36 protein-coding genes and 1 tRNA gene are annotated in these 21,296 nt (G+C 38.7%); 15 read left to right on the top strand and 22 right to left on the bottom strand.

Annotated elements, in window-relative coordinates; all coding sequences use genetic code 11:
• Window positions 1-38: 38 nt before the first annotated feature.
• From ACPBEH_RS02560 to ACPBEH_RS02630, 15 genes are all read right to left on the bottom strand, one after another.
• Window positions 39-1,172 (bottom strand): site-specific integrase, encoded by a 1,134-nt coding sequence (locus ACPBEH_RS02560; RefSeq protein WP_424350047.1) that lies wholly within the window; start codon window positions 1,170-1,172, stop codon window positions 39-41.
• The gene (locus tag ACPBEH_RS02565) at window positions 1,165-1,842 is read right to left on the bottom strand and encodes an SAM-dependent DNA methyltransferase (RefSeq protein WP_424349607.1); all 678 of its coding nucleotides are present in this window, start codon (window positions 1,840-1,842) and stop codon (window positions 1,165-1,167) included. The genes ACPBEH_RS02560 and ACPBEH_RS02565 overlap by 8 nt, the downstream gene beginning before the upstream one ends.
• Window positions 1,829-2,428 carry a hypothetical protein gene (locus tag ACPBEH_RS02570; protein WP_424349608.1) on the bottom strand — a complete coding sequence of 200 codons (600 nt, stop codon included), beginning with the start codon at window positions 2,426-2,428 and terminating at the stop codon, window positions 1,829-1,831. Before ACPBEH_RS02570 ends, ACPBEH_RS02565 begins: the two co-directional genes overlap by 14 nt.
• A gap of 110 nt (window positions 2,429-2,538) precedes the next feature.
• Window positions 2,539-2,718 (bottom strand): hypothetical protein, encoded by a 180-nt coding sequence (locus ACPBEH_RS02575; protein WP_424349609.1) that lies wholly within the window; start codon window positions 2,716-2,718, stop codon window positions 2,539-2,541.
• Between the two features lie 12 nt (window positions 2,719-2,730).
• Window positions 2,731-3,204, bottom strand: a complete 474-nt coding sequence (gene ssb / locus ACPBEH_RS02580; protein WP_424349610.1) for a single-stranded DNA-binding protein — start codon at window positions 3,202-3,204, stop codon at window positions 2,731-2,733.
• Window positions 3,197-3,664 (bottom strand): hypothetical protein, encoded by a 468-nt coding sequence (locus ACPBEH_RS02585; protein WP_424349611.1) that lies wholly within the window; start codon window positions 3,662-3,664, stop codon window positions 3,197-3,199. Before ACPBEH_RS02585 ends, ssb begins: the two co-directional genes overlap by 8 nt.
• On the bottom strand, window positions 3,639-4,067 hold the full coding sequence (locus ACPBEH_RS02590) for a RusA family crossover junction endodeoxyribonuclease (RefSeq protein WP_424349612.1): 429 nt from the start codon (window positions 4,065-4,067) through the stop codon (window positions 3,639-3,641). Before ACPBEH_RS02590 ends, ACPBEH_RS02585 begins: the two co-directional genes overlap by 26 nt.
• 10 nt (window positions 4,068-4,077) lie before the next feature.
• Window positions 4,078-4,896 (bottom strand): DnaA ATPase domain-containing protein, encoded by an 819-nt coding sequence (locus tag ACPBEH_RS02595; RefSeq protein WP_424349613.1) that lies wholly within the window; start codon window positions 4,894-4,896, stop codon window positions 4,078-4,080.
• A 10-nt stretch (window positions 4,897-4,906) separates the two neighbouring features.
• Window positions 4,907-5,698, bottom strand: a complete 792-nt coding sequence (locus tag ACPBEH_RS02600) for a replication protein (protein WP_424349614.1) — start codon at window positions 5,696-5,698, stop codon at window positions 4,907-4,909.
• A complete protein-coding gene (locus ACPBEH_RS02605) occupies window positions 5,673-5,987 on the bottom strand; it encodes a hypothetical protein (protein ID WP_424349615.1) in 315 nt (104 codons plus the stop codon). Before ACPBEH_RS02605 ends, ACPBEH_RS02600 begins: the two co-directional genes overlap by 26 nt.
• On the bottom strand, window positions 5,974-6,648 hold the full coding sequence (locus tag ACPBEH_RS02610) for a putative HNHc nuclease (RefSeq protein ID WP_424349616.1): 675 nt from the start codon (window positions 6,646-6,648) through the stop codon (window positions 5,974-5,976). The genes ACPBEH_RS02605 and ACPBEH_RS02610 overlap by 14 nt, the downstream gene beginning before the upstream one ends.
• Window positions 6,645-7,283 (bottom strand): ERF family protein, encoded by a 639-nt coding sequence (locus ACPBEH_RS02615; protein ID WP_424349617.1) that lies wholly within the window; start codon window positions 7,281-7,283, stop codon window positions 6,645-6,647. Before ACPBEH_RS02615 ends, ACPBEH_RS02610 begins: the two co-directional genes overlap by 4 nt.
• A 327-nt stretch (window positions 7,284-7,610) precedes the next feature.
• On the bottom strand, window positions 7,611-7,790 hold the full coding sequence (locus ACPBEH_RS02620) for a hypothetical protein (protein WP_424349618.1): 180 nt from the start codon (window positions 7,788-7,790) through the stop codon (window positions 7,611-7,613).
• The gene (locus ACPBEH_RS02625) at window positions 7,787-8,017 is read right to left on the bottom strand and encodes a hypothetical protein (protein WP_424349619.1); all 231 of its coding nucleotides are present in this window, start codon (window positions 8,015-8,017) and stop codon (window positions 7,787-7,789) included. The genes ACPBEH_RS02620 and ACPBEH_RS02625 overlap by 4 nt, the downstream gene beginning before the upstream one ends.
• A 90-nt stretch (window positions 8,018-8,107) precedes the next feature.
• Window positions 8,108-8,335, bottom strand: a complete 228-nt coding sequence (locus ACPBEH_RS02630; RefSeq protein WP_056948412.1) for a hypothetical protein — start codon at window positions 8,333-8,335, stop codon at window positions 8,108-8,110.
• 88 nt (window positions 8,336-8,423) lie between these two features.
• On the opposite strand from ACPBEH_RS02630, the gene ACPBEH_RS02635 reads away from it, so the two are divergent.
• A complete protein-coding gene (locus ACPBEH_RS02635) occupies window positions 8,424-8,777 on the top strand; it encodes a hypothetical protein (RefSeq protein ID WP_424349620.1) in 354 nt (117 codons plus the stop codon).
• On the opposite strand, the gene ACPBEH_RS02640 is transcribed toward ACPBEH_RS02635, so the two are convergent.
• From ACPBEH_RS02640 to ACPBEH_RS02655, 4 genes are all read right to left on the bottom strand, one after another.
• On the bottom strand, window positions 8,767-9,006 hold the full coding sequence (locus tag ACPBEH_RS02640) for a hypothetical protein (protein WP_424349621.1): 240 nt from the start codon (window positions 9,004-9,006) through the stop codon (window positions 8,767-8,769). The genes ACPBEH_RS02635 and ACPBEH_RS02640 overlap by 11 nt on opposite strands.
• A gap of 2 nt (window positions 9,007-9,008) precedes the next feature.
• A complete protein-coding gene (locus ACPBEH_RS02645; RefSeq protein ID WP_424349622.1) occupies window positions 9,009-9,749 on the bottom strand; it encodes a Rha family transcriptional regulator in 741 nt (246 codons plus the stop codon).
• 178 nt (window positions 9,750-9,927) lie between these two features.
• Complete coding sequence (locus tag ACPBEH_RS02650; RefSeq protein WP_424349623.1) at window positions 9,928-10,287, bottom strand: hypothetical protein; 360 nt, start codon at window positions 10,285-10,287, stop codon at window positions 9,928-9,930.
• Between the two features lie 12 nt (window positions 10,288-10,299).
• Complete coding sequence (locus ACPBEH_RS02655) at window positions 10,300-10,509, bottom strand: transcriptional regulator (RefSeq protein WP_424349624.1); 210 nt, start codon at window positions 10,507-10,509, stop codon at window positions 10,300-10,302.
• Window positions 10,510-10,570: 61 nt separating this feature from the next.
• Here ACPBEH_RS02655 and ACPBEH_RS02660 point away from each other — a divergent pair, with 61 nt between their 5' ends.
• Window positions 10,571-10,816, top strand: a complete 246-nt coding sequence (locus tag ACPBEH_RS02660; RefSeq protein WP_424349625.1) for a DUF1883 domain-containing protein — start codon at window positions 10,571-10,573, stop codon at window positions 10,814-10,816.
• On the opposite strand, the gene ACPBEH_RS02665 is transcribed toward ACPBEH_RS02660, so the two are convergent.
• Window positions 10,801-10,989: a hypothetical protein gene (locus ACPBEH_RS02665; protein WP_424349626.1), complete on the bottom strand. Its 189-nt coding sequence runs from the start codon at window positions 10,987-10,989 to the stop codon at window positions 10,801-10,803. The genes ACPBEH_RS02660 and ACPBEH_RS02665 overlap by 16 nt on opposite strands.
• Window positions 10,990-11,232: 243 nt before the next feature.
• On the opposite strand from ACPBEH_RS02665, the gene ACPBEH_RS02670 reads away from it, so the two are divergent.
• The 13 genes from ACPBEH_RS02670 to ACPBEH_RS02730 all read left to right on the top strand — a co-directional run bounded on the left by ACPBEH_RS02670 (window position 11,233) and on the right by ACPBEH_RS02730 (window position 17,462).
• Window positions 11,233-11,571: a helix-turn-helix domain-containing protein gene (locus ACPBEH_RS02670; RefSeq protein WP_424349627.1), complete on the top strand. Its 339-nt coding sequence runs from the start codon at window positions 11,233-11,235 to the stop codon at window positions 11,569-11,571.
• The gene (locus ACPBEH_RS02675) at window positions 11,558-11,968 is read left to right on the top strand and encodes an ImmA/IrrE family metallo-endopeptidase (RefSeq protein WP_424349628.1); all 411 of its coding nucleotides are present in this window, start codon (window positions 11,558-11,560) and stop codon (window positions 11,966-11,968) included. The genes ACPBEH_RS02670 and ACPBEH_RS02675 overlap by 14 nt, the downstream gene beginning before the upstream one ends.
• Before the next feature lie 81 nt (window positions 11,969-12,049).
• Entirely contained in the window at window positions 12,050-12,442 is a 393-nt protein-coding gene (locus ACPBEH_RS02680; RefSeq protein ID WP_424349629.1) for a DUF4064 domain-containing protein, read from the top strand.
• A gap of 18 nt (window positions 12,443-12,460) precedes the next feature.
• Window positions 12,461-13,177 (top strand): hypothetical protein, encoded by a 717-nt coding sequence (locus tag ACPBEH_RS02685; RefSeq protein WP_424349630.1) that lies wholly within the window; start codon window positions 12,461-12,463, stop codon window positions 13,175-13,177.
• Window positions 13,178-13,299: 122 nt separating this feature from the next.
• On the top strand, window positions 13,300-13,767 hold the full coding sequence (locus tag ACPBEH_RS02690; RefSeq protein ID WP_424349631.1) for a TM2 domain-containing protein: 468 nt from the start codon (window positions 13,300-13,302) through the stop codon (window positions 13,765-13,767).
• Window positions 13,768-13,849: 82 nt separating this feature from the next.
• Complete coding sequence (locus tag ACPBEH_RS02695; RefSeq protein WP_424349632.1) at window positions 13,850-14,092, top strand: hypothetical protein; 243 nt, start codon at window positions 13,850-13,852, stop codon at window positions 14,090-14,092.
• A 103-nt stretch (window positions 14,093-14,195) separates the two neighbouring features.
• Entirely contained in the window at window positions 14,196-14,885 is a 690-nt protein-coding gene (locus tag ACPBEH_RS02700) for a type II toxin-antitoxin system PemK/MazF family toxin (protein WP_424349633.1), read from the top strand.
• 137 nt (window positions 14,886-15,022) lie between these two features.
• Window positions 15,023-15,096: transfer RNA gene (locus ACPBEH_RS02705), tRNA-Ile, on the top strand.
• 30 nt (window positions 15,097-15,126) lie between these two features.
• Window positions 15,127-15,339, top strand: a complete 213-nt coding sequence (locus ACPBEH_RS02710; protein WP_424349634.1) for a hypothetical protein — start codon at window positions 15,127-15,129, stop codon at window positions 15,337-15,339.
• 116 nt (window positions 15,340-15,455) lie between these two features.
• Window positions 15,456-15,740 carry a putative quinol monooxygenase gene (locus tag ACPBEH_RS02715; RefSeq protein WP_424349635.1) on the top strand — a complete coding sequence of 95 codons (285 nt, stop codon included), beginning with the start codon at window positions 15,456-15,458 and terminating at the stop codon, window positions 15,738-15,740.
• 81 nt (window positions 15,741-15,821) lie between these two features.
• The gene (locus ACPBEH_RS02720) at window positions 15,822-15,977 is read left to right on the top strand and encodes a hypothetical protein (RefSeq protein ID WP_424349636.1); all 156 of its coding nucleotides are present in this window, start codon (window positions 15,822-15,824) and stop codon (window positions 15,975-15,977) included.
• A 148-nt stretch (window positions 15,978-16,125) separates the two neighbouring features.
• The gene (locus ACPBEH_RS02725) at window positions 16,126-17,220 is read left to right on the top strand and encodes a site-specific integrase (protein WP_424349637.1); all 1,095 of its coding nucleotides are present in this window, start codon (window positions 16,126-16,128) and stop codon (window positions 17,218-17,220) included.
• A gap of 2 nt (window positions 17,221-17,222) precedes the next feature.
• A complete protein-coding gene (locus ACPBEH_RS02730; protein ID WP_011374513.1) occupies window positions 17,223-17,462 on the top strand; it encodes a hypothetical protein in 240 nt (79 codons plus the stop codon).
• A 60-nt stretch (window positions 17,463-17,522) separates the two neighbouring features.
• Here the strand turns inward: ACPBEH_RS02730 and ACPBEH_RS02735 are convergent, their stop codons facing one another.
• Both ACPBEH_RS02735 and ACPBEH_RS02740 read right to left on the bottom strand, forming a co-directional pair.
• The gene (locus ACPBEH_RS02735; protein WP_424349638.1) at window positions 17,523-18,734 is read right to left on the bottom strand and encodes a GNAT family N-acetyltransferase; all 1,212 of its coding nucleotides are present in this window, start codon (window positions 18,732-18,734) and stop codon (window positions 17,523-17,525) included.
• A gap of 42 nt (window positions 18,735-18,776) precedes the next feature.
• A complete protein-coding gene (locus tag ACPBEH_RS02740; RefSeq protein WP_424349639.1) occupies window positions 18,777-21,293 on the bottom strand; it encodes an ATP-dependent RecD-like DNA helicase in 2,517 nt (838 codons plus the stop codon).
• Window positions 21,294-21,296: the final 3 nt, after the last annotated feature.

Raw genomic sequence — 21,296 nt, forward strand, 5'->3', positions numbered from 1 at the left:
CTCGATTATGCGTTAATGGTCAAACGTTACGACTAAATTTATCCCATAAGTCCTCTAATCTTAGATGAACCAGCTTCGGCCTGTTCCTCCAAAAGGTGCCCATACACTCGATGCAACATGTTTGTGTCTGTGTGGCCAAGCTGTTTAGCGATAACTGTTTCTGGTATCCCTTGAAAAATTAAATAGGATGCGTATGAGTGGCGTAATTTGTGTATGGATAGTCGTTCAACATTTAGTTTTTTTTCAATCGTATAAAGATTACTGTTAACCACATCGTTATAGAAAACCGTATCTTTACATTCTAAAAATATTGGTAAATTCAAATCAGCTTTTGGAAAAAAATTATGCTTAAACTTAATGTACCTGCGAATCAGCCCCACAATTGTTTGATCAACAGCCACATCTCTTAGCGATGCCCTATTTTTAGTTGGAATAAAGCCACTAAAAGTTTTATAGTCCCATGTTTTATTTACCTTAATTTTGTCGTCAAACACGCAGTCTTCCGTTATCCCTAGTACTTCAGCAAAGCGCATGCCTGTATGGATTGCGATTGATAATATTAATAACTTGTTCTGTATTGTTTGCGTCTTTGAACGGCTATTAATATGCAATGACTTATCTTCGTAAACCGGTTCTTTATCCAACATCTCATCTAACTTAAAATCCAAGTACGATTTAAACTTTACAAACTCAGTAGCACTAAAAGCTTTCTTTTTTGTAAAAACATCATCGCGCTTTTTGTCGTCCCAAGTATGCTCAATCGTATTTATTACTAGGCCACTTTGTGCGAATCCACTAATGTAACCATCTTCGGCCGCAAACCGTAACGCTTGAAGTATCTTGCCTTTAAAGTCCAACCACGTCTGCCTTCTGTGCGTTTGACCATATTTATCAAGAATCCATTGAAGGCTAATCCGATTGTTTTCTAAATCAACTAGCAACATATCGCCGGCTATACGCTTAATATCTCTTCCTGTCAGCGCGTATTTTTCATACGTGACATCTCGCACTTTGTTCAGTTTGTTATTTTCGATATACCACACATAATATTGATAAAAAGTCATTGATCGAATTTGCCGCCTTAACGTCTTCTTGTCGATTCGTCTGAAATTTCCATGCTCATCTTCAACAGACAAATTCATATTATGGTGTTTAACTAACACTTCATTCATCACTGTAAATTGCTCCTCTTCGCGTTAGATATTCTGGCCACACCTTATCTTCAATGCGCGCCTCTGTGGCATCTGGCGCCCAACTGTTTACGTTAAAAAATTGATTCACTTCTCGTGTTTGCGGCATAACATTAATGCTGCTAAATCCTAAAAAGTTATCTGCTGTATTTTGCACGAAGTAAACGCCTTTACATCCCTCTCTGCTCAATAAATCGATATGAACAACCACCGCATTCATGCCCCTGATCGATAAGTTGAATAGTAGAAACGGAATAGCTCTGTCTGATAGCTCTTCAGTCCAATAAAGGTAGTTCGATGGTAGATAATCCCACGGCAATACTTTTGTGCAGTCGTTCCACCACTTACTAATCGTGATTCCACCCGTACCAGCAGCTGAATCTATCGTGCTATTCCCGTCGCCAATAATCTTTGTGAGCAGTTTCGTGACACCGTCTGGTGTAAAGTCCTGTTTCTTATTCTTTCGATCAGCAGCCTCAGACTCAAAGTAGTTTCGGAACCAGTCAAAACTTAAATCACTTTCCTTTTCTAAGAATCGCTTAAATAAACCTTCACGTTGCTCACGCCTCATCAACATTTTCATTAACGCTTCTGGCGCCTTCCAAGAATCGTCAACGCCCAACAGCTTATTAATCTCTTCAATCTCCAGCATAGTTTCTCCCATATTTAAAATTTTTATAAAAATTGTTCCTAGTAGTCCCTCTGTTTATGTTAGGCGGTATTTTCCCTTCCTTACGCAATAGGGAAATTTTATGCTGAACCGCTCTTCTCGTGTGATTCCTTAATTTATTCGATAAATACTCAGTGTTTTGCGTGATGCCATTGCTGTCGAGATGAATATTTTGGGTGAGAAAATCAATCTCTTCCTCAGTCCATAGATAGACCACCTTTATTTTTAACAACCAGCGCCTTCGTGCAATAGATTCTTCAGATCTATCTAAGACTCTAGCAATCTCCTTTGACGTTGCACCATTTAAAACCATATTCTTAATGATTTTATCTTCATTTGCGGAATACCTTTTGTTAACTTCGTCATTCTTCATATCAAGAGCTGGTAAGAGATTCGCATTTCGCAAATCAATCACTTTTGAATAAACTGATTTGGGTTTTAGTCTAAACGTCTGCGCCATTTCTTTTGCATTCAACACTGCATTCGTTCGCGGGTCCAAAAGTAGTTTGTCGATGAATTTTCTTGTAGTGTATTCATCCCATCTGTTAGTTATCCGCCCTTCGTTCATCTGCCTTGCCCTCCTTGAGTGGTATTTCCATCGCGCAATCATAGACACACTGTCTCGCTACCTAAATTTCACCATATAATCTTTTGTTATCTCTATATCTGCGACGCATTTCAGTTACCTTGTCCACTGTTTAAAGCAATCGATGCTTCAATCCAGTTAACTGCGTCGTTCAACCTAGTGTGATAAGTTGTCTTGCTACCGACTGTTGCCGTAAATTGCCGTGGATCAGTTGACGTGAGTTTAAACTCATCACAATTAATTAATAATCCCGTCTGTTGTTTTGTTTCCATTGTTCACACCTCCTAGAATGGTAAATCGTCATCATTAATATCAATCGCTTGCCCGTTACCAGCGAACGGATCACTTTGCGACTTATTAGCCGTTTCGTTACCTTGATCGGTTCCTGTTCCAGTGTTTTTGCCGTTAAATGGCGCTTTATTCGTTCCCTTATCGTTCCCACGTGATTCTAACAGCGAGAAATTATCAACAATTACTTCTGTCACATAAACACGTTGGCCTTGCTGGTTCTCATAGTTTCTTGTTTGAAGCCGGCCGTCAATTCCGACCAACGAACCTTTGTGAGTAAAGTTAGCGAAGTTTTCCGCTGATTTACGCCAGATAACACAATTAATAAAGTCTGCTTCACGCTCACCGTTGGCGTTGGTAAATTGGCGGTTTACAGCTAAGGTAAAGGTCCCAACCGCTGCACCTGATGATGTGTATTTAAGGTCAACATCTCTAGTTAAACGTCCAACTAATACAACTCTATTAATCATTTTGAATCCCTCTCTTCTTTTCAAACGTCTTATCGAATATGTCTTGCATTATTTTCCCAACCTTAATCTGTTCCTGAAACTCATCTTCAGTCAGCCACTCATTTCTGGCTGATAAACAGCAAATTTTGTTAATTCCGTACTCTTTGGCCAGATACTCATCAACTTCTGCCTGTGTATGAGTCTTTGGGATTTTGTCGTATTCAGCCTTGCGGCGATTATTGGTAATCACAAGGTCAATTCCGTAGACGCCCAGGACTTTTTCAAGCTTGAAATGCAAATCATTGTAGTGCATATTCAGACCCGCAATCGCTCCAGTTAATTGGTCAGGTTGGCTATTATAATCATCTAAACAAGCTCGCTCTTCAATTGCCTTTGATTTTTGCAAATTTCGCATAGCTCGTTTGACCTCTGGGTATTTTAGTAACGTCTTTGCTTTAGCACTTAATTTTGGATAACTCATTGACTACTACCTCCACTCTCGGTTTATCCGAATAATATTTATGCGCTGCTACGTCTGTTATTTGGTTGTCATCAAGCCATACGAGCCCATTTAAGCCATCTAAAATGATTTTGATGTAATTATCCGTATCGGGTTTAACTGTCGGTCTAACCTCATTTGAGAGCCTTCTAGCATATTCTTTCTTGCTAACCGATTTTTGGATTGACCGGTAGACATTTATATCGACTTCAATTGGACAATCAATCGGTTGATAATCATCTGGTAGCTGTTGCATAGCCTGCTCTTTAAGCAGAGTCTTATAATCCCGACTCTTTTTGGGATCATACGCTTTAACAAATCCACCGCGACTACTGAACCTTGGACGACCAGCCGCTACTGGTTCACCCGTGATTACTAATTTCATTTATTCACACCTACTTCTTCGCTCTGTAGTCTTGAATATTTTTAAACGCATAGGACATTCCATTCTTACCAAACCGACTCATTACACGGTCACCGTAGTTTTCCTTTAAGGCCGAACCAGCCAAATTGGTATTAACGATAGTTGCCTTATTTTCTCTGGCACGCCAAATCTCGTCTAGCGTGTCTGCACTGTATTCGTTGACCCGTTCACTGCCTAAATCATCAATGATGACTAAATCGGCACGCTTTATTTGTTTTATAACTTCTTCTGTACGGCGCTTTACTTCTCGATCACTAATACCACGTTTTCTTTCATCTAAGAGTTCACGCCAATCGACAAATACAACGTTTAACGCGTATTTAGTACGTTCTAACACGTCCCATATAATCCCCATAGTTAAGTGAGTCTTGCCCACGCCGGTTTGTCCATACATTAAGACGTGAGTTGGTTCTCGCGCAGCAATATTTTCTGCCGCTTTTTTCGCAAACTCCAACGCATCTTTTTGCCCCTGCGTGTTTGCTTGGTAGTTGGTGAATCGGTTTTTAAAACTATCCATATCTGATGGCATTGAATACTTGTATAAGTAATTGGTGGCATCGTTCTTACGCGCAATTTGGCTCATTTCTAAATTAGTTAACGCTTTATTATTTTGTGGTTCAGTAGGTGGTTCCTTATACCCGCAACTCATGCAAGCGCCAGCCATCTTTTGTCCGGTCACTCTCGATAATGTTTTTGGTCGAACTAATTGTGCTGAGCAGTTAGGACATTGCTTGTCGTAGTTTTCTAAACCTTTAAATAAGACTGATAGAGCTCGGTTCGTTCCTTCCACGTTCTACCTCCTAAAACGGTAAGTCATCGTCCGATATTTCTGTAGGGTTCTTGTAAGCTGCTGTCTTCGGTTTGCCTTTACGAGTCATTTGAATCGCTAACGCATCATACTGTTTTCGCAGTTTCTTGGGCGATAAAATATTACCTACCCAGAAATCGTCTTGATTGACCCAATCAATAACCGCTTTTATCTCGTCGTATGATCGTTTGTCTTGTTCGTGCATCAAACGAACTTCATTGGCCCAGTTCTGTAAGTTAGGCTTCTTAGCCTTCGGGAACACATCTTGTATCTTTTCCCAAAAATAAACTGCTGCTTTATAATTCAAATTGTCGGCGTTGTAAGTCGGAGACTTGCGACTATTCTTTTTACTATCCTTACCTAACCTATCCTTACCTAACCTAACCTGTGCGGTCCATTGGTTGTCCATTGGACGTCCAGTTACTTTGCCTGTGTCAGCTCTGGGTTTTGGCTGCTTTAATTCTGCGGTTGGCATAATTTTTAAAAGTAAATCTTTATAGATTGAATCGACTTTTCTGTCAGCTCGAATCTTATTATTCTCGTTCCAGTCAGTAATATATGTTACTAAGTCATCGTTTAAAACACTGACAAACCCTTTCGCAACAAGAATTCTCAAATCATCTTCAACCGCCCCAGTTTGGCGCATAATAGAAAATGCTTCTACCACACCGTCATCATCGGCGTGTAATCCAAGATGAAAGTAAAGCGCCTGGCTGCTCAATGGCATTTTGATAAACCTAGCACTGTTGGTAATTCGATTACTGAACATTCTGCGTTGTGCCATTTTCAACACCTCTTAAAGTATGATTAGCTTGTAAAATTTCACGATTTGCTTCGTTCGTAAGTTCTTGTAGCTCACGTAAATCTTCAGTGAGCCCTGATATCCCACTACTAGCGTTGCCTATAGCAACTTCATGCCCGTAACCCGTATTTAATATGTCGCTTATTTGTTTTTTAGGGTCAATACTATGCTTTAGTCTTTCTTCAAAATCTTGTTGCATGTAATTAAGTAGTGCTAACATACCGTCAATCTTTAAGTAGGCGCTGTCTAACTTGTTGTTAATTGCTTGCATCTTCGTAATCCCCTCTAACCTTTAATATTCTCAATGTTTCTAAGTCCGGTTTGACTGGCTTAATGTGATAATAATTAATAAACGAATCAATCCCTTTGTTATGCTGCTCAGTGTGATGATTAACGCAGAGTGGCATAACGAATCGCTTAGTATGGTCGACTTTATTTCGGTTAACACCCATGCCAACAGCGTTAACATGTGCGAACTGTGCTCGTTTACCGCAGATGACGCACTTACGATGTTTCAAACATTGCAGCGTTAAGTGGTAGTCTGTCGGGATCATATCCCATGTTTTAGTTTTAAAAGGTATTTCTTGTTTAAAACAAACATCTAAGATAAATGTTAGAAAGCTTGCTGCCAGCGACATACTACAATCGCTTAGGCTGAACCACTCAATGCCCTTTTTCTGGATAAACTTATATTTAAACCATGCTTCCATTGCATCATCTGGATAACCTAAGTAGTCGCAAACGTCATGAATCAGCGCGTATGTCTTCTTACGTTGGTCAGGACTAATACGTCTACCGTCTTCAATCTCAACGCTGACGGACACCTGACGACCGTTGGCGTACTTGCTAATCTTGTTGATGTCTAGCTCATCATCTGTTTCAATTTCGAGTTTGTGTTTAGAGTACTTACCAAGTTTGCCGTAGACCGTCATTTTTCTTCAAATTGACCTTGCTGTAATTTATAAAAGTTGAGCGCCCCAGCTAACTGAAATACTTCTGCGTATGTTAGATCAGCAGGCTTCTTGTCTTTGTGTTTAAGCACTAATCGCAATTTGTCGACTTCGTCTTTTTTTAGATTCATAAACTCGGATGTAATCCATTTGGCAACTCGCTCTCTAGCCTCTTCTTGCTTAGCTGTGTAATCATCAAGCAATGCAACAGCTTGTCCATCATCGTCATCATCTGCAACAACACCAAACGCTAGGCATAGACTTGTTCTTTTTGCATAAGTTTCATTGGCACCTTGAGTTTGCATTTTTGCATCTCGCGGAAATGAATCACCATAAATAGTTAGTGACTCTCCGCTAATATGGCGAATTGTTGTGTAAATCTTGCATGAGTCTTTGCCATTTGCACTCTGATTGTCTAGAACACCTTGGTAAAAACTAAGACCAGAATCAGCTTTTTTAATCGCTTTGCGAATCGCCGAATCAATAGCGCTTAAATCGGCATATTTACCGTAATGCGCTTCTTTATTTTTAACGGGTTGTACAAACATCTTTGCAGTTTCATACAACGCCTTATTAAGTTCTGGCGTCTGTTCTGTATTTAATTCTTGAGTAATCATATTTGTTCCGCCCCCATTGCTTCTAGTAAGAATTCAGAATCTAAGCCATAGTCTTATAACATCTGAATTAAATCGTGATCGCTCTCGCGTAGTAGATTTCTCAATACGTAGTCGCACGAATAGTCTTCGTCTGCCCAGAAAGAATAGTTTGTTTCTTCACCAGTCTTTGGGTCAATACCCGATATGTGTAATCGGACGTGTTTTGCAGCCCCTATAATCATTTAAATACCTCATTTCATTTTTTATTGGGTCGTGATACAATGAGGTCGAATAGCTTTCCAGACTATTTAACCTTGGTCGTCAGTGTCTCTAGCACTGTCGGCTTTTTTATTGCGCTTTTCGATTAGGCTTAACATACCGGCCGTCGATAAACTTAATAACGTTACTATTAGACTTGTCATCATCGAACCCCCATAGATTTTTAAATCCAATCTTGCCAGCACCATAACAGAGAACCGCGACGCTGATAAGCAATAACAAGAAAATAAACCCATCAATTTGAATCATTTTGTGTCCCCTCCCTGTTCAATAAATGCTGCAACGCCAATCTTTCCCTTTGATAGCCCGAAACACTCCGCGCCGTCGTATTTGGTGTAGCCTGGTTCGCCTAAGATTGAAGCAAACTCTCGCGCACCAGCTTTACTCAAGCCGTGTTTAGTGAACCCTACTTGATCACAGCTGTGATAGAGTCTTAACACTGTTAGGTCGTCATCCGTTACATAAATCTTCTCCATGATTTCGCTCCTTTTGTTGCTGAATATAAAGTTTGTGCTTGTAGCCTTCGTACCAGCGGTCGGCCAGTTGTTTGTAAATATCCCAGTTCATTACCAGCCCTCCTTTTCAAGCCATTTATTAACCACAAGTTTGCTATAGACCGTTTGTTTCCTTGGATACTCCATAGCCGACCGGCCTAATTCGGTGTTTAAAATAAGCCAGTCAACCATGCTGGCATCTCTGCCTAGATAGCCACCTAATGTCTCTTTAGTCATTAACATTGGAAACTCCGAATCTGGTTTGCGTGGTTTGTCTAATTGGCTGATACCTCTTGACATTGGTTAGCCCTCCCTAAGCTGTTTTATTTTGATATACTTGTCTTTATCAGCACTGCAATGCTGAAATTTAATTAAAGGTAGTGATAAAATGTTATTCGATGTAGAAGATGACGCAATATCAATTGCTAATATGCTTGTGGAAAATTCCAGAGTATTAGTAGACCAACTATCAATTCACGCATTTAGCTCTACTGAATTAGATGGCTATGTCCTACTCATACAAGGACTGATGGATATGAAAGACAATCTTTATAACAATATGGAATTAAAGGATGATTTCACTTTTGAAGCAGTCACTGAAAAAGCAAAGTCATTTTTAAGAATCTATCAATCAAAAGCACCAAAGGATGTTGTTAAGGGAGCATTTGACCGTTTAAGCGATTCTCATGATAAAATGCTAAATACATATCCGTATAAGCATGACATTGATCTTAATTTTTAATGTTTTTCAAAGGAAGCTGCATAGCTTCTTTTTTTAATTCCTGTATCGCGTTGATTATTAAATCAATTTGAACTCCATAAACAGGATTATCCTTATAATTCAAGTGGAGACTTTCTTTTTTTGCGTTTAGGTAATCAATGGCTTCGTTGTAGCTGTTACCGTGGCTCAGGGCTTCTTTTCTAATATCACCAATAATTAAATTAGCTAGTTCGTTAATTTTGTTTTGCATGTTTAAGCCTCCAATTCAAGTGCCATTTGGCGTACTAAAGTTTTAGTGGCAGTCGATGGTTCCCAATCATTAATAAAGTCGATAACCGCTTTATAGTGTCGTTCACGTAATTGCGAACGTGATCCAACGCCTGCAATCCGTTTAACACCTTGATTTATGTCTCTAAACAGCTCGCCACGTTGCTTCTGGGTAAGCTCACCGTAACCTCTGCCGACTTCGCGGACACGTTGACTGATACGACGAGAAATATAGTTATAGTCGCCTGGCGCCACCGGTGTGTTCTGTTCTAAGTCGGTTAATCGTGTTCCCAACTCCTCAACCTTCTCATTTGAGTCGTTGACGTTTTCCAATACGAGTTTCAACATGCCTTGTGGTGTAGTTGGTAACTCCAATTGAGTTTTGATGCTGTTTTCCATTTGGTTAAATGCTTCGATGTATTTCAATTTAAAGCTCAGAGCCTTCATTCCAGTGAAACCCATCGCTAATAATGTGAAACCATCTCGATTCATATAGATAACTCGGTATTGTTGTTTATTTTGGGGATGTGTATAAACATCTTCGTAGAATAGGTCTGCCCAATTTTCGGCCACCCCATCCGTGGGGTCTGCGAAATTCTGCGCAACCCCATCTCGCAGCTCGTCAACGCTTTTTAAAACGTCACGATGATTCTTCTCAAATACTTCCGCTACTTGTAAACTGCTAGTTACTGCTTGCTGATTTTTCATGATTACTAGATTGTTCATTTTTATATCTCCTTATTTGATATACTTATTTTGAAAGGTGGTGATTAAATGGAACACACTTTTTTTGATAAAGAAAATCGAGAAAAAATTGAAGACATAATGGCTAAATATTTTCTCGTTGATGAAATTCGAACAACTTACGGCGGTCTTGATAACTCACTAAACTATAAAGAAGAAATTAATCGTTCTTTACCTTCGCGAGAAAAGACTCAGCGAAATCGCGTATCTCAGATGAGCGATCAAGAATTGCTTGAAGCGTTAATTCATTCAAAGACTGGTTCGGAGTCGATTCATGATTAATGGCATCGGCAATAGCTGGCGCTAAGCGCTTCCCGTCAAGATTGATATCTATCGTTTTATCTTTTCCTCTGTAACTTGGCATTGGGAAAGCATTAATGCGAGAACTGACTTCTTCGGAAGTTAGTTCTTTTTTTGTAACGTGATAGCTATTTTCTACAATTTGGCAAACTGTTCGCCAATCAGAATATGAAATACCTGCAAGAGCCTCGGCGATTTGTTGTTTTTTATTTTGATTCATTTTCAGACCTCCCTATTCTTCAATATTTAATACCGTGTAAATCTTTTCGCGAATACGAATCGACTTAGGACTCATATCGCCTTTGATTGCTCGATTAACTTGCGTTGGTCTTTCACCGATTAAATCGGATAAATCACGCTGACTCATTCCACGAGTTAATAAATTGATTTTGATACTCTTTTCAACTTCTTTAGCTGATGTTAACAAGGCTTGTTCGTTCATTTGGTTTCCTCCTTTCTCATTACTTTTTGATATAATCACTGTGAAAGGTGGTGATTATATTATGGAAATCCCTTATTGCGACAACCCAAGTGGTACCCTCACAGTAACCGTTCAACTTCAACATTCAGCAGATGTATTTTTAGTTGATCAAGCAAACTTTAATGCGTACCAACAAGGACGTGATTTTAAGTATTTTGGCGGTAATTACACGAGAACGCCCGTCAAAATAACTGTATCTGGAGCAGGCCGCTGGTATTTAATTGTGGATAATGGCTCTGGCGAACAATATAGTTATTCATGGTCATAGCTACCAGTTAACGTCGCATTATCATTGAAGAATTGATGTACTTCTTTGCTAATTTCCTCAAAATTAGTAAGTGTACATTGGTTCTTTTTTAATATAGCCACTATCTCTGAAGCGATAGATTCTTCCATGCTCAGTTTCATTGTTTTAACGGTTGATAAGTTTTCTCTATTCATTTTTTACCCCCCTTTTGTAATTTATTCATCAAGTTGTTGCATTTATCCAGACAATCGTCTATACTGAGTGCATACGAAATAAGCTAACAAATACCCTTCATCTTCCGTTTACCGCCAAAGTATAGCAAGAAGTTGTTTGTTTTTTTGTTGCTTAATTACTTGATGAATTAAATATAAGACAATTGGCTAAATAAGTCAAGACAATTATCTTAATTAATTTATCTCTTTTAGGAGAATACTAATATGATGCTATTTGAGAGAGTTAAGGAATTAGCTGAAAATAAAAAAATAAGCCTTCTAGGTTTAAACGAAAAGGCTGGTTTAGGAAAAAATGCTATTTATAAGTGGAAAACTCAAAATCCGAGCATTGAAAATTTGCAAAAGGTAGCAGACGTCTTAGGTGTATCCATAGACTACTTACTCGGTAATACAGATAATCCATCAGCTACTACTAAGCCAAAAGAAGTAGATATTGAAGACAAAAACGTCATTATGACGTATGAAGGAAAACCTATTCCCCCAGAGGATTTAGAAATCATGAAAAGATTTTTAAATGGGGGAACGGGTAATGATAAAAAATAATTCAGAGATTATGGATTGGCTTTTTAATTACGCTTTTGATAACGGGGTCAGTATGATGTTTATGCAACTCGATCCCTACACACCACCAGCTACAAATGTACACACGAAAAGAATTTTAATGAATAATAACTGGCATAATAAAGATGAATTGCCGATGCAATTTGCGCACGAAATTGGGCACATTATGCTGGAACAAGAATATTCCGGGTTGCTATACTATACACCATCTAAATTTGGCATGGAGTTTGAAGCCAATAAATATGCAATAAATTTACTTTTACCCTTTTATATGGACGAAAAAGAACCTGGGCAAGTCAATATCTACGACTTCATGGACTATTTTTCAATTCCTAGTCATTTAGAAGAAGCCGTTACAGAAGCTATTAGAAACTACTAAAAAAGCCCTATCGAATCGTGGGGATTCAATTCGTCCAAATACTGATGACTTTAAAAGCTGAATATACTTGGAGGAATCAAAATGAGTAACAAGGTTAAAGGCGCTGATGGTAAAATTTATAAACAAGTTAACACTGAAATCGAATCTCAACGTTCACGTACAGCCGAAATGGTTTTGGGAATCATGGGTGGTATATTTGGAATTATTGCAGGCGTATTCTCATTCTTTATGGGTGGAATTGACAGTGCTATGAATAGCACATCATCAAGTAGCTTATTTGGATTAGGTATTGGCTGCATTATCGCGAGTATTGTTGCTATTATTCTAGTATGTATGATTAACAAAAATCGTGTAGTGATGGGCTGGATTATCATTGCCTGTGGTGTACTCAATATTATTTTCGTTTCTGCTTTTGGTATTTTAAGCGGTGCACTAATTATAATTGCCGGTATTCTTGCACTCGTTAGAAAATAAACTTGGGGGTTCTATGTTATGACTAAAAAAATTCAAGATGAAAATGGAAATACATTTGTTGAAGTTAAACCTTGGTATAAACGCTGGTGGATTTGGGTACTGGCAGTTGTAGTTGTTATTATTGCAATAGCTGCTCTATCTGGCGGAAAAGATGATACTTCTTCAAACAAAAATTCAACTGCAAATGGACATTCAACAACAGATGTGGAAAAAGGAAATTCCAAGAATGATAACTCTAGTTCAAATTATTTAACAATTGATTACGCTAAAGTCCCAATTATTTCTGAAAAAGATTATAAGCTTTCTGTTAATGATAATTCTTGGAATTCAGCCGCTATCTCCGTTTCTAATGCAAGAATTGTCAAAGTAGAGCCATTTGAATATGACTCACAGTCTGGTAAAAAGGCCCAAGGATTAGTCATTTTACACGTATCCGTCAAACCATCACAGGATTTAGATTCAACCTACCCCGATCAAGGTACGCTAATTACAAATGACGGTCAGCAAGTAGACGCAATTATGTCTTCGATTAAAGGGCTAACACTTAACTGGGGTGGTGAAATCGCCAACGGTGTTGATAAATCTGGTGACGTCGTTTTCCCAATTGAAAAGCTTAGCAACGTTTCTGATATCAAGTCGTTAAGATATAAATTCAACGCTAGTTATGCTACAGATAATTACGATGACGAAAATTATAATCATGACTATGATATGACAATTAATTTAAATAATTAATTTAGATCTGTCCCCCACTCTGGTGAGACAGCCGCGTTCGATTCGCGGCTGGGGTATTAAATTAAAGTCCAAATACTGATGACTTTAAAAGCTGAAATTATTCCTTTGGAGGAGATTGTATTATGAGTAAGATTATCAAAATTGATAATGAAAAACAAAAAGTAATGATTGGTAACGAGGATAACAGTGTTTCAGAAGTTACTTTAGATAGCTTAGACTTCGAACCCGCTATAGGTGATTTAGTTGATGTTTTTAATTCTGAAACCGAAACGATCGTTACAAAGAAAGAAGCCCCCGTCAAAGAAACTTCAAACGCTGATGGCATTAATATTAACATCGTAAATGATAATAACAATTCTGGAACAAATACCCTTTACGCCGCCGGGAAAGTTGTTAATAAGCTTGTTTATATCCTATTAGCGCTTTTTTTGGGAGGACTAGGTGTTCATAAATTCCTGGCAGGTAAAATTGGGACTGGGATTCTTTATATTATTTTCTGTTGGACGGGCATTCCATCAATTATTGGACTTATAGAAGCTATTATTGCAATGTTTAAAACAGCTGACTCTAACGGTAATATTATTGTTTAATTTATTCTGTTCAGCCATCAGATTAAGCTGACTGTGAGTGCAAGCCTTGCTGGTTGATTTAACAATTTGAGGAGGACGCATTATGCCAGCCACAGCAATGTATCTTAAATTATTACAAGAACAATCAGCTTTATTGAAAGAACAAGCGGATATCTATAGAAAGCTACTTTTAGAATACAGCCAGCGAGAACGATACGCTGCTATCAGTCAACTATCTTCAAATCCTAAATATAAAGTATCCTCCCTATGTAAAATTCTTGGAGTTAGTCGTAGCGGATATTACGACTGGAATAAGAAGCGTTCAAAACCATTTATGCTTGGTTAACCCCACTCTGGTGAGCTAGCCTCGTTCGATTCGTGGGTGGGATATTAAGTTTTAAAAAGAACCCATATTTTTATTTTAGCTATTCACAATAAGGAGCCCTAACATGGTTGATCACGAAGCAAATTACCAACAAAAGGTTAAAAATATTGAATCTTCTAGTAAAACATTCAAGAAAGTTTCTGAACCCGATACAGGAAAGTTTAACAAATTACCTTACTGGCTTAAAAAAGTAGCTTATCGTTATGAGAAAGAATTTGATAATGATTTTCCAACTAAATACTACCATTATAAAAGAGGTACCGTCATCCGTGTAGATTTTGGTGTGAACATGGGAAGCGAGTTTTGCGGGATACATTTTGCCATTGTTCTTGACAAAAAAGATAATGCTCGGAAACGTACTTTGACTGTAGTGCCTTTAACGTCAAAAGAAAAAGCCGGCAGATTTCCTCTCGGAAAAGAAGTCTTTAACCAAACAATCAGTATTCTTACTCTCAGGGTGAAAGAATTGAAGGAAAAAACCACGCAACTACTCAAAAAGAATAATGATAATCCTATCGAATCAAGAGTTGAATACGATTCAATAAATCAAGAACTAGATCAGCTTGCATATGTAGTGGACATTTACAAAGAGTTCGACAAAGCGTCATATGTCCGAACAAGCGATATTACAACTATCAGCAAATTTAGAATTAAACGTATAAATAAATATGATCCCTCTGGAAAAATTCAATTAAATAGTGTACAAATGACGGAAATAAGTAATAAGTTAATGGAACTTTATATTAAAGAGTAGTGGTTATTGACAATAATAAAAACGTATAGTATGATGAACCTACTGGGAGCTTGGCTCCATTTATTATATTTTACGCGGGCAATAGCCCCAAACGTCACTAACTTGGTTATTTTAACTTTGTTAGTGGCGTTTTTTTTGGACCTTTAGCTCAGTTGGTCAGAGCAGACGGCTCATAACCGTCCGGTCGTAGGTTCGAGTCCTACAAGGTCCATTGTTTTAATTAGAAAGTGGGGTGTCTATTTTGGAAATCACAATTTTAATTATTATAGAAATACTGGTCAGTATTTCTATGCTCTTGTGGACAAAGCACGCTTGGGATTTATCCTGCCTTTTCGTTGCACTAATTCTGATTGCGCTTTCTTTTATCAAAGAATTACAACTAGGTGTCGCTTGTATCGGATTAGGCATCTTCGTTTTCGCTACATTAGCTTGGATTCAGGATTGGCACAAGTAATTATTCAACCGTCCCCTGTTAATCTAATTAATGTATGAACCCACTCACCACAAGATTGACCAAAGGCCTAGATACCTATTAGTCAAGTTAATTTAAATCTATTGGAGGTATAAAATTTGAAAGTTGTAAATGTTAAATTAGTTGTTAAAAAGGACTGTATCAACGAATATGAGAATTTTATTAACGACCTAGTAATTAAATCTCGTAAAGAAACCGGCAATATCGAATATAAACATTTTAAAGAGGTTGGTTCAGAGAACGTTTATGAAATCATCGAGCATTGGAAAAATGAAAAAGCAATTGATCAACACAACGAGACTGAACACTTCCAGAACTTTTTTAATAATATCGATGTTTATTTAGATTATGAATTGCAAATCATGGTTATGAACGTACAATAAGCACCATAATTCAATGATAAACGCTTGTAAGACCAAATACTGACTGTCTTAAAAAGCTGAAATCTTAAAGGAGTTTTTACAATGAATAAAGATCAAATAATTATCAAATTAACAGATTTAATTGGCGAAGGTAAGTTAGACGAAGCTAAAGATTTTATGAATCAGCACAAGAATGAGTTAGATAGCTACTATAGCCTAGCCGAAAAGTTAATCAAGCACCATTCTGACAAGGCTTAACGCCAATAAAAAAAGACACACCCCTCTCCCGCCAAGAAGTAAGATGTGTCTTTAACCACAACGCCCCTAATCGGGTGCGCTATTTGTATACTCTATTTTATCAATCAAGTGGCATTTGGACAAGAGGCAATTTCGAGGAGGTTATTTTATGGCAAGTTATGAAAAACGTGGCAAGAAATGGCGTGTAGTTGTCTCTGTCATGGATAAAGGTGTACGACGCAAAGTTAGCAAGACTTTTAATACCAAGCGTGAAGCAACAGAATGGTCTGTTCAGATGGAGTCTGACAAATTTCAGAACAAAAAAATTATAGCATCAAATATGCTCTTTTCTGATTACTTCAAGATGTGGGTAGAAAATTATAAATCGAAAGATATTAGAGCATCGACTTTAACAGCATACGTCACAGCCGAGAATATTATCGACACATTATTTCATGATGTACGGCTAGAAAATTTGAACTACCCTATACTCCAACACGGATTAGATGAATATGGAGAATCTCACAAAAAGAGTTATTTAACTTTGCTGGTTGCAAAAGTAAAGGCCTCTCTTAAAGATGCTTTATATGACGGCTATATAACTTCCGACTTCTTTTCTCGACTTAAACCTCACGGTTTAGAAAGCGATGTAAAAATCAAAGCATTATCCGCAGACGAGTTCGAAATACTGCAAGCCTATTTATACGCGCACAGCGGCGACAAAATCAATTTGGCATTACTTATCGCATTAGAGACTGGCATGCGAATAGGCGAGGTTTTAGCGCTAAACTATGAAGATGTTAGTGCGCCGTTTAATAACATTCATGTTGATAAATCTCTCACAGCTGCTAGTCGTGAAATTACGCCGCCAAAAAACAAAAACTCATATCGTGATGTTAGAATCACTAAAGAATTAACCGCAGTTATCTTTAATTCTGGGAGTTCTGGAAGAATATTTGATCATACACACCAAGCGGCTCTAAAAAGAATACAGCGAGTTACTAAATCGCTTAATATCTACAGTAAACTTAGTGTTCATGGTTTAAGGCATTCTCATGCATCATATTTATTATATAAAGGCGTTTCAATCAACTATATCTCAAAAAGATTAGGTCACGCCAACACTTCAATCACTCAAGAAGTTTACGCACATATGCTAAAAGAAGAACGGATTTCAGAAACTGATAAAGCGTTGGACGTTTTGTCCATGTCCCCAAATGTCCCCAAAAACGCTATAAACATTGATATAGCAAAGGGTAATTAATTATGGTCAAATTAACGTTATTCGACAACACAAAGATCGTCCTCAAAGATGATGACGTACTATGCGGCACAGCAGCGGATGCGCCGCGCACTAATAAACTTGCTATTAGGGACTTTCCCCATCAAGATATTGTCGCGTTCATAACGCATTTCATCAAAGAGACGCCTTTATTTATTGCGAAGCGCAATCCTGATATTATTTATTCGAGTGCGGATATTATTGAAATATCAATCCGTTCATAACCTAATTATTCAAAAAGAACCCTCAGTTCTGGCTAACTGCCAATACTGAGGGCTCTTTTTTTAGAAATAATCTGAGAAATAAGGTTGTTCAACGGGAATAATATTCTCTAAGTTTTTAAGCGTTTGTTTGGTAGCTTGCAGCCGTTCAATCTTAGCCAAATATGATGGGCGTCGGTAACTCATCAACATGGTCGTCAACGTTTGAATATCACAAACAACCTTTTCGCCAACCGGCCGACTCGTAACATGGACCTTCCCATGCTCATCCCAATAGACCCCAAATGTGCCGTTATTCCATTCAGCTAATGGATCCGTTAATTCAATATGGAAGGCTTGTCCGTCCGTTTCAAACGGATAAGCTTGCAAGAATTCCTTAGCATCAACAATCCGCGCCATGAAATAAGGTTTAATAGTCTGCTCAATGTCCCCGTCATCCAATAGGAACGTAATTGGTTCATCTTGATAGAGATTACCCTTAACGTGGTCGACCATTGAATAATGCGCACCGATAAAGTTCCATAAACCAATCCGTGCTTCTTGATTCAAATAAATCATTTCTTTAATATGAAAGACTTCGTTAGCAATCCAATAAAGGACGTAGCCCGTTGGTTCTTCGTTTTCATCATAATAAACGCCGGCAATCCGTTCTTCTTCATTTTCCCAACGCCAATATTCATCCCAATTTAACTCATTGCGAATCATAGCGCCATGATTGCGAAGCGCGAATTTATCATACATCATAATGACGTCAGCATCGTCAATGTCCAAACGTTCAACATGCCCGTTAACGGGTTGTTGCTTGGGTAATTGACTATCGCGAATATCATAAGTCAGATGATCGGACATAATCTCCCAGCCCTTTTTACGGTAAAAAGGAATGCTGTAAGGATAAAGATAGGAAATCCATTGTTTATTTTGCCGCATCTGGTCTAAGCCAACTTTTACTAAATCATGCATTAAACCGTGGCCGGCATATTCTGGATAGGTGCCCACACCGGTTAACCCAGCCATTTTAAAAATTTTTCCATGAATATTAACTTCACAAGGATAAATTGCGAGTTGGGAAATTAATTCATCGCCATTAAACCAACCAATCACATCTGATTTTTCTAAGACCGGCCGTTTAGCACGTTCTAGTTCGCCTTCTTCATAACCACTATCAGAAACTTCCTGATCGGTTACCTGGAAAACATATCGTAATAAGTCATTAAATTGTTCTAAATACTCGATTGTCACGGGTCTAATTTCTAAATTAGCTCGCTGGTCAGCCATTGTTTCGCCTCATTTTTATTTAATCGTTTTTCTTATTATACACTACTTAGCACTTGTCATGAATGTGTACGGCGTTAAATCCGCCATCCCAATCATCGGGTCAATCTGATGACCACTCACCAAGGCTGGTGTTAATTCATAATTAGCCGGTGCTTCTTGAATTGTCTCTTCGCTGTCATCTGTATCGTCCACTAACGCTAATTGTTCTGGCGCTACTTCTTTAGCCGGCGTTGGCTTTTCAACAGCCGGTTTAGCTTCCGTTAAACTTTTGACCGCTTGGCTCACCTTTTCACCATTAAAGACGCTGATAATCCGTTCTTTAAGCGTTGTTTGTCGGTTTGCGGATAATTCCTTAGCTGCTTTATCAAAAGCACTTGGTTCCCCAATTAAAATCAATAAGGACCGCGCCCGTGTCACTGCCGTATACAACAAGTTCCGTTTCAGCATCCGTTGATACTGGTTAACCAATGGTAGAATTACCATTTCAAATTCAGAACCTTGGGCCTTATGAATCGACGTACAATAAGCTAACGTAATTTTATGCCATTCCGTCCGTTTATAGGTAATTTCGGTACTGTCAAAGGCAATCGTTAACTCGTCCATCTTATCATCACTGTCTTTAGCGTACGTAATTCCGGTAATTTGCCCGATTTCACCGTTAAAGACGTTTAGTTCCGGACTGTTAACCAGATGTAAAATCTTATCGCCAATCCGGTAATGAACGTTGCCTAAACTGACTTGTTTCTTACGATCATCGACCTTCGGATTCATGATATTTTGGATCATTGGATTTAATTGATCAATTCCGGCTGCGCCCCGATACATCGGTGCTAGCACCTGAATATCCTTCGTCTCAAAGCCCCGTTCTTTTGCCTTAGTGACCACTTGCTTAATCACCGATTCAATCTGATAAGGACTGCACTGAATAAAGCTCCGATCCTTTTGCGGTTGGAGTAGATCAGCTGGTAGTTGGCCCTGATTAATCTCATGGGCTAGCGGAATAATCGTCGACTCATCGTCTTGACGGTAAATTTGTTGCAGTTCGATTGCCGGAATTGCCTGACTCTGTAATAAATCAAAAAAGACTTGGCCCGCGCCAACTGATGGCAACTGATCTTTATCACCAACAAAAACGACCTGCATATTGCTAGGCACTGCTCGAATCAATGATCTAAAGAGGTACGTGTCGACCATCGACATTTCATCGACAATTAATAAGCCGCCTTCTAGTTCCTTACTATCGATATCAGGATTATTTTCACGTCCCGTAATTCCTAATAAGCGATGAATCGTGCTAGCTGGCAAGCCAGTTGTTTCGCTCATCCGTTTAGCGGCCCGCCCAGTAGGTGCTGCCAATAAAATTGGGAATGGTGTGTCTTTATATTCGTTGATATCAAGCGAAAGACCGTTTAACTCAGCAAATAAAGTCACAATCCCATTAATAATCGTTGTTTTCCCAGTACCAGGGCCCCCTGTTAGTAGAAAGGCTCTGTGAGTCATCGCTAATTTAATTGCATTTTTTTGGACATCATCATAGCTCATCTTAAAGCATTTTTCGAGCCGGCGAATTTCTTTATCCAGATCATGTTTAGGATAACTAATTTTATCCCGTTCATTTTCAATCCGCATCAAGTGGTTCGCAATCTGCCATTCCGCGTTGTACAAACCATTCGGATAAATCCGATTTTCATCGCCGACGACTTTGCCATCGTGTGCCAAGACCATTAATTGCTCTGCCACTAAATTCGGATCAATCGCCACGTTCCGTGCCTGTTCCATCAATTGAATGCTGGCTGCTAATAACGGCTTCGCCTGGGTAAACGTATCGCCCGCTTGATTGGTCAGTTCATTCAAGGCTTGCATCAGTGCACCTTGAATCCGCGCTGGTGAATCGGCCGCAAAGCCAATTTTCTCGGCTAAATTATCCGCCCGTTTAAACCCAATACCGGCAATATCGGCCACTAGTTGATAAGGATTTTCTTGAATAATCTTCAAGGTATCTTCGTGATAAGTTTGGTAGATGTTATAGGCCATCGAGCTCCCAAAACCATAGTTATTGAGGCCAATGATAATTTGTTCCATCCCATTATTAATCGTCAGCGTTTCAACCAACGTCGCTTGTTTCTTATCATTTAAACCCAGCGGCGCTAAAACGGTTGAATCCGCTAAGATCTTATCAATTGCGTCTAATCCTAAGGTATCGACAATCTTCTCTGCCGTTTTTTGACCGATGCCGGCAAATTTTTCGCCAGATAAATAGGCGACTAAGCCAGTCTTAGTCGTCGGTTGGTCAACCTGATAGTTGTCAGCTTGAAATTGTTGACCATATTTAGGATGGGTGATGACTTTGCCATAAAACGTATAGCGTTCGTCTTCTTTAATCTCACCAAAACTACCAGTCACGACAATCTCTGGCTCGTGCCAATCAATTGTCTTATGGGCAATTTTAATCAAGAGAATCTTAAAAAAGTTACCGGGATTCTCGTAAAAAACACTTTGGACCGTTCCGGTAACGGTTGGTTTATTATCGACCGTATTTTCTGTTTCCAAAATCGCCATCCC

The sequence above is a fragment of the Latilactobacillus parasakei genome, from assembly GCF_049674265.1.
GTDB lineage: Bacteria > Bacillota > Bacilli > Lactobacillales > Lactobacillaceae > Latilactobacillus > Latilactobacillus sakei.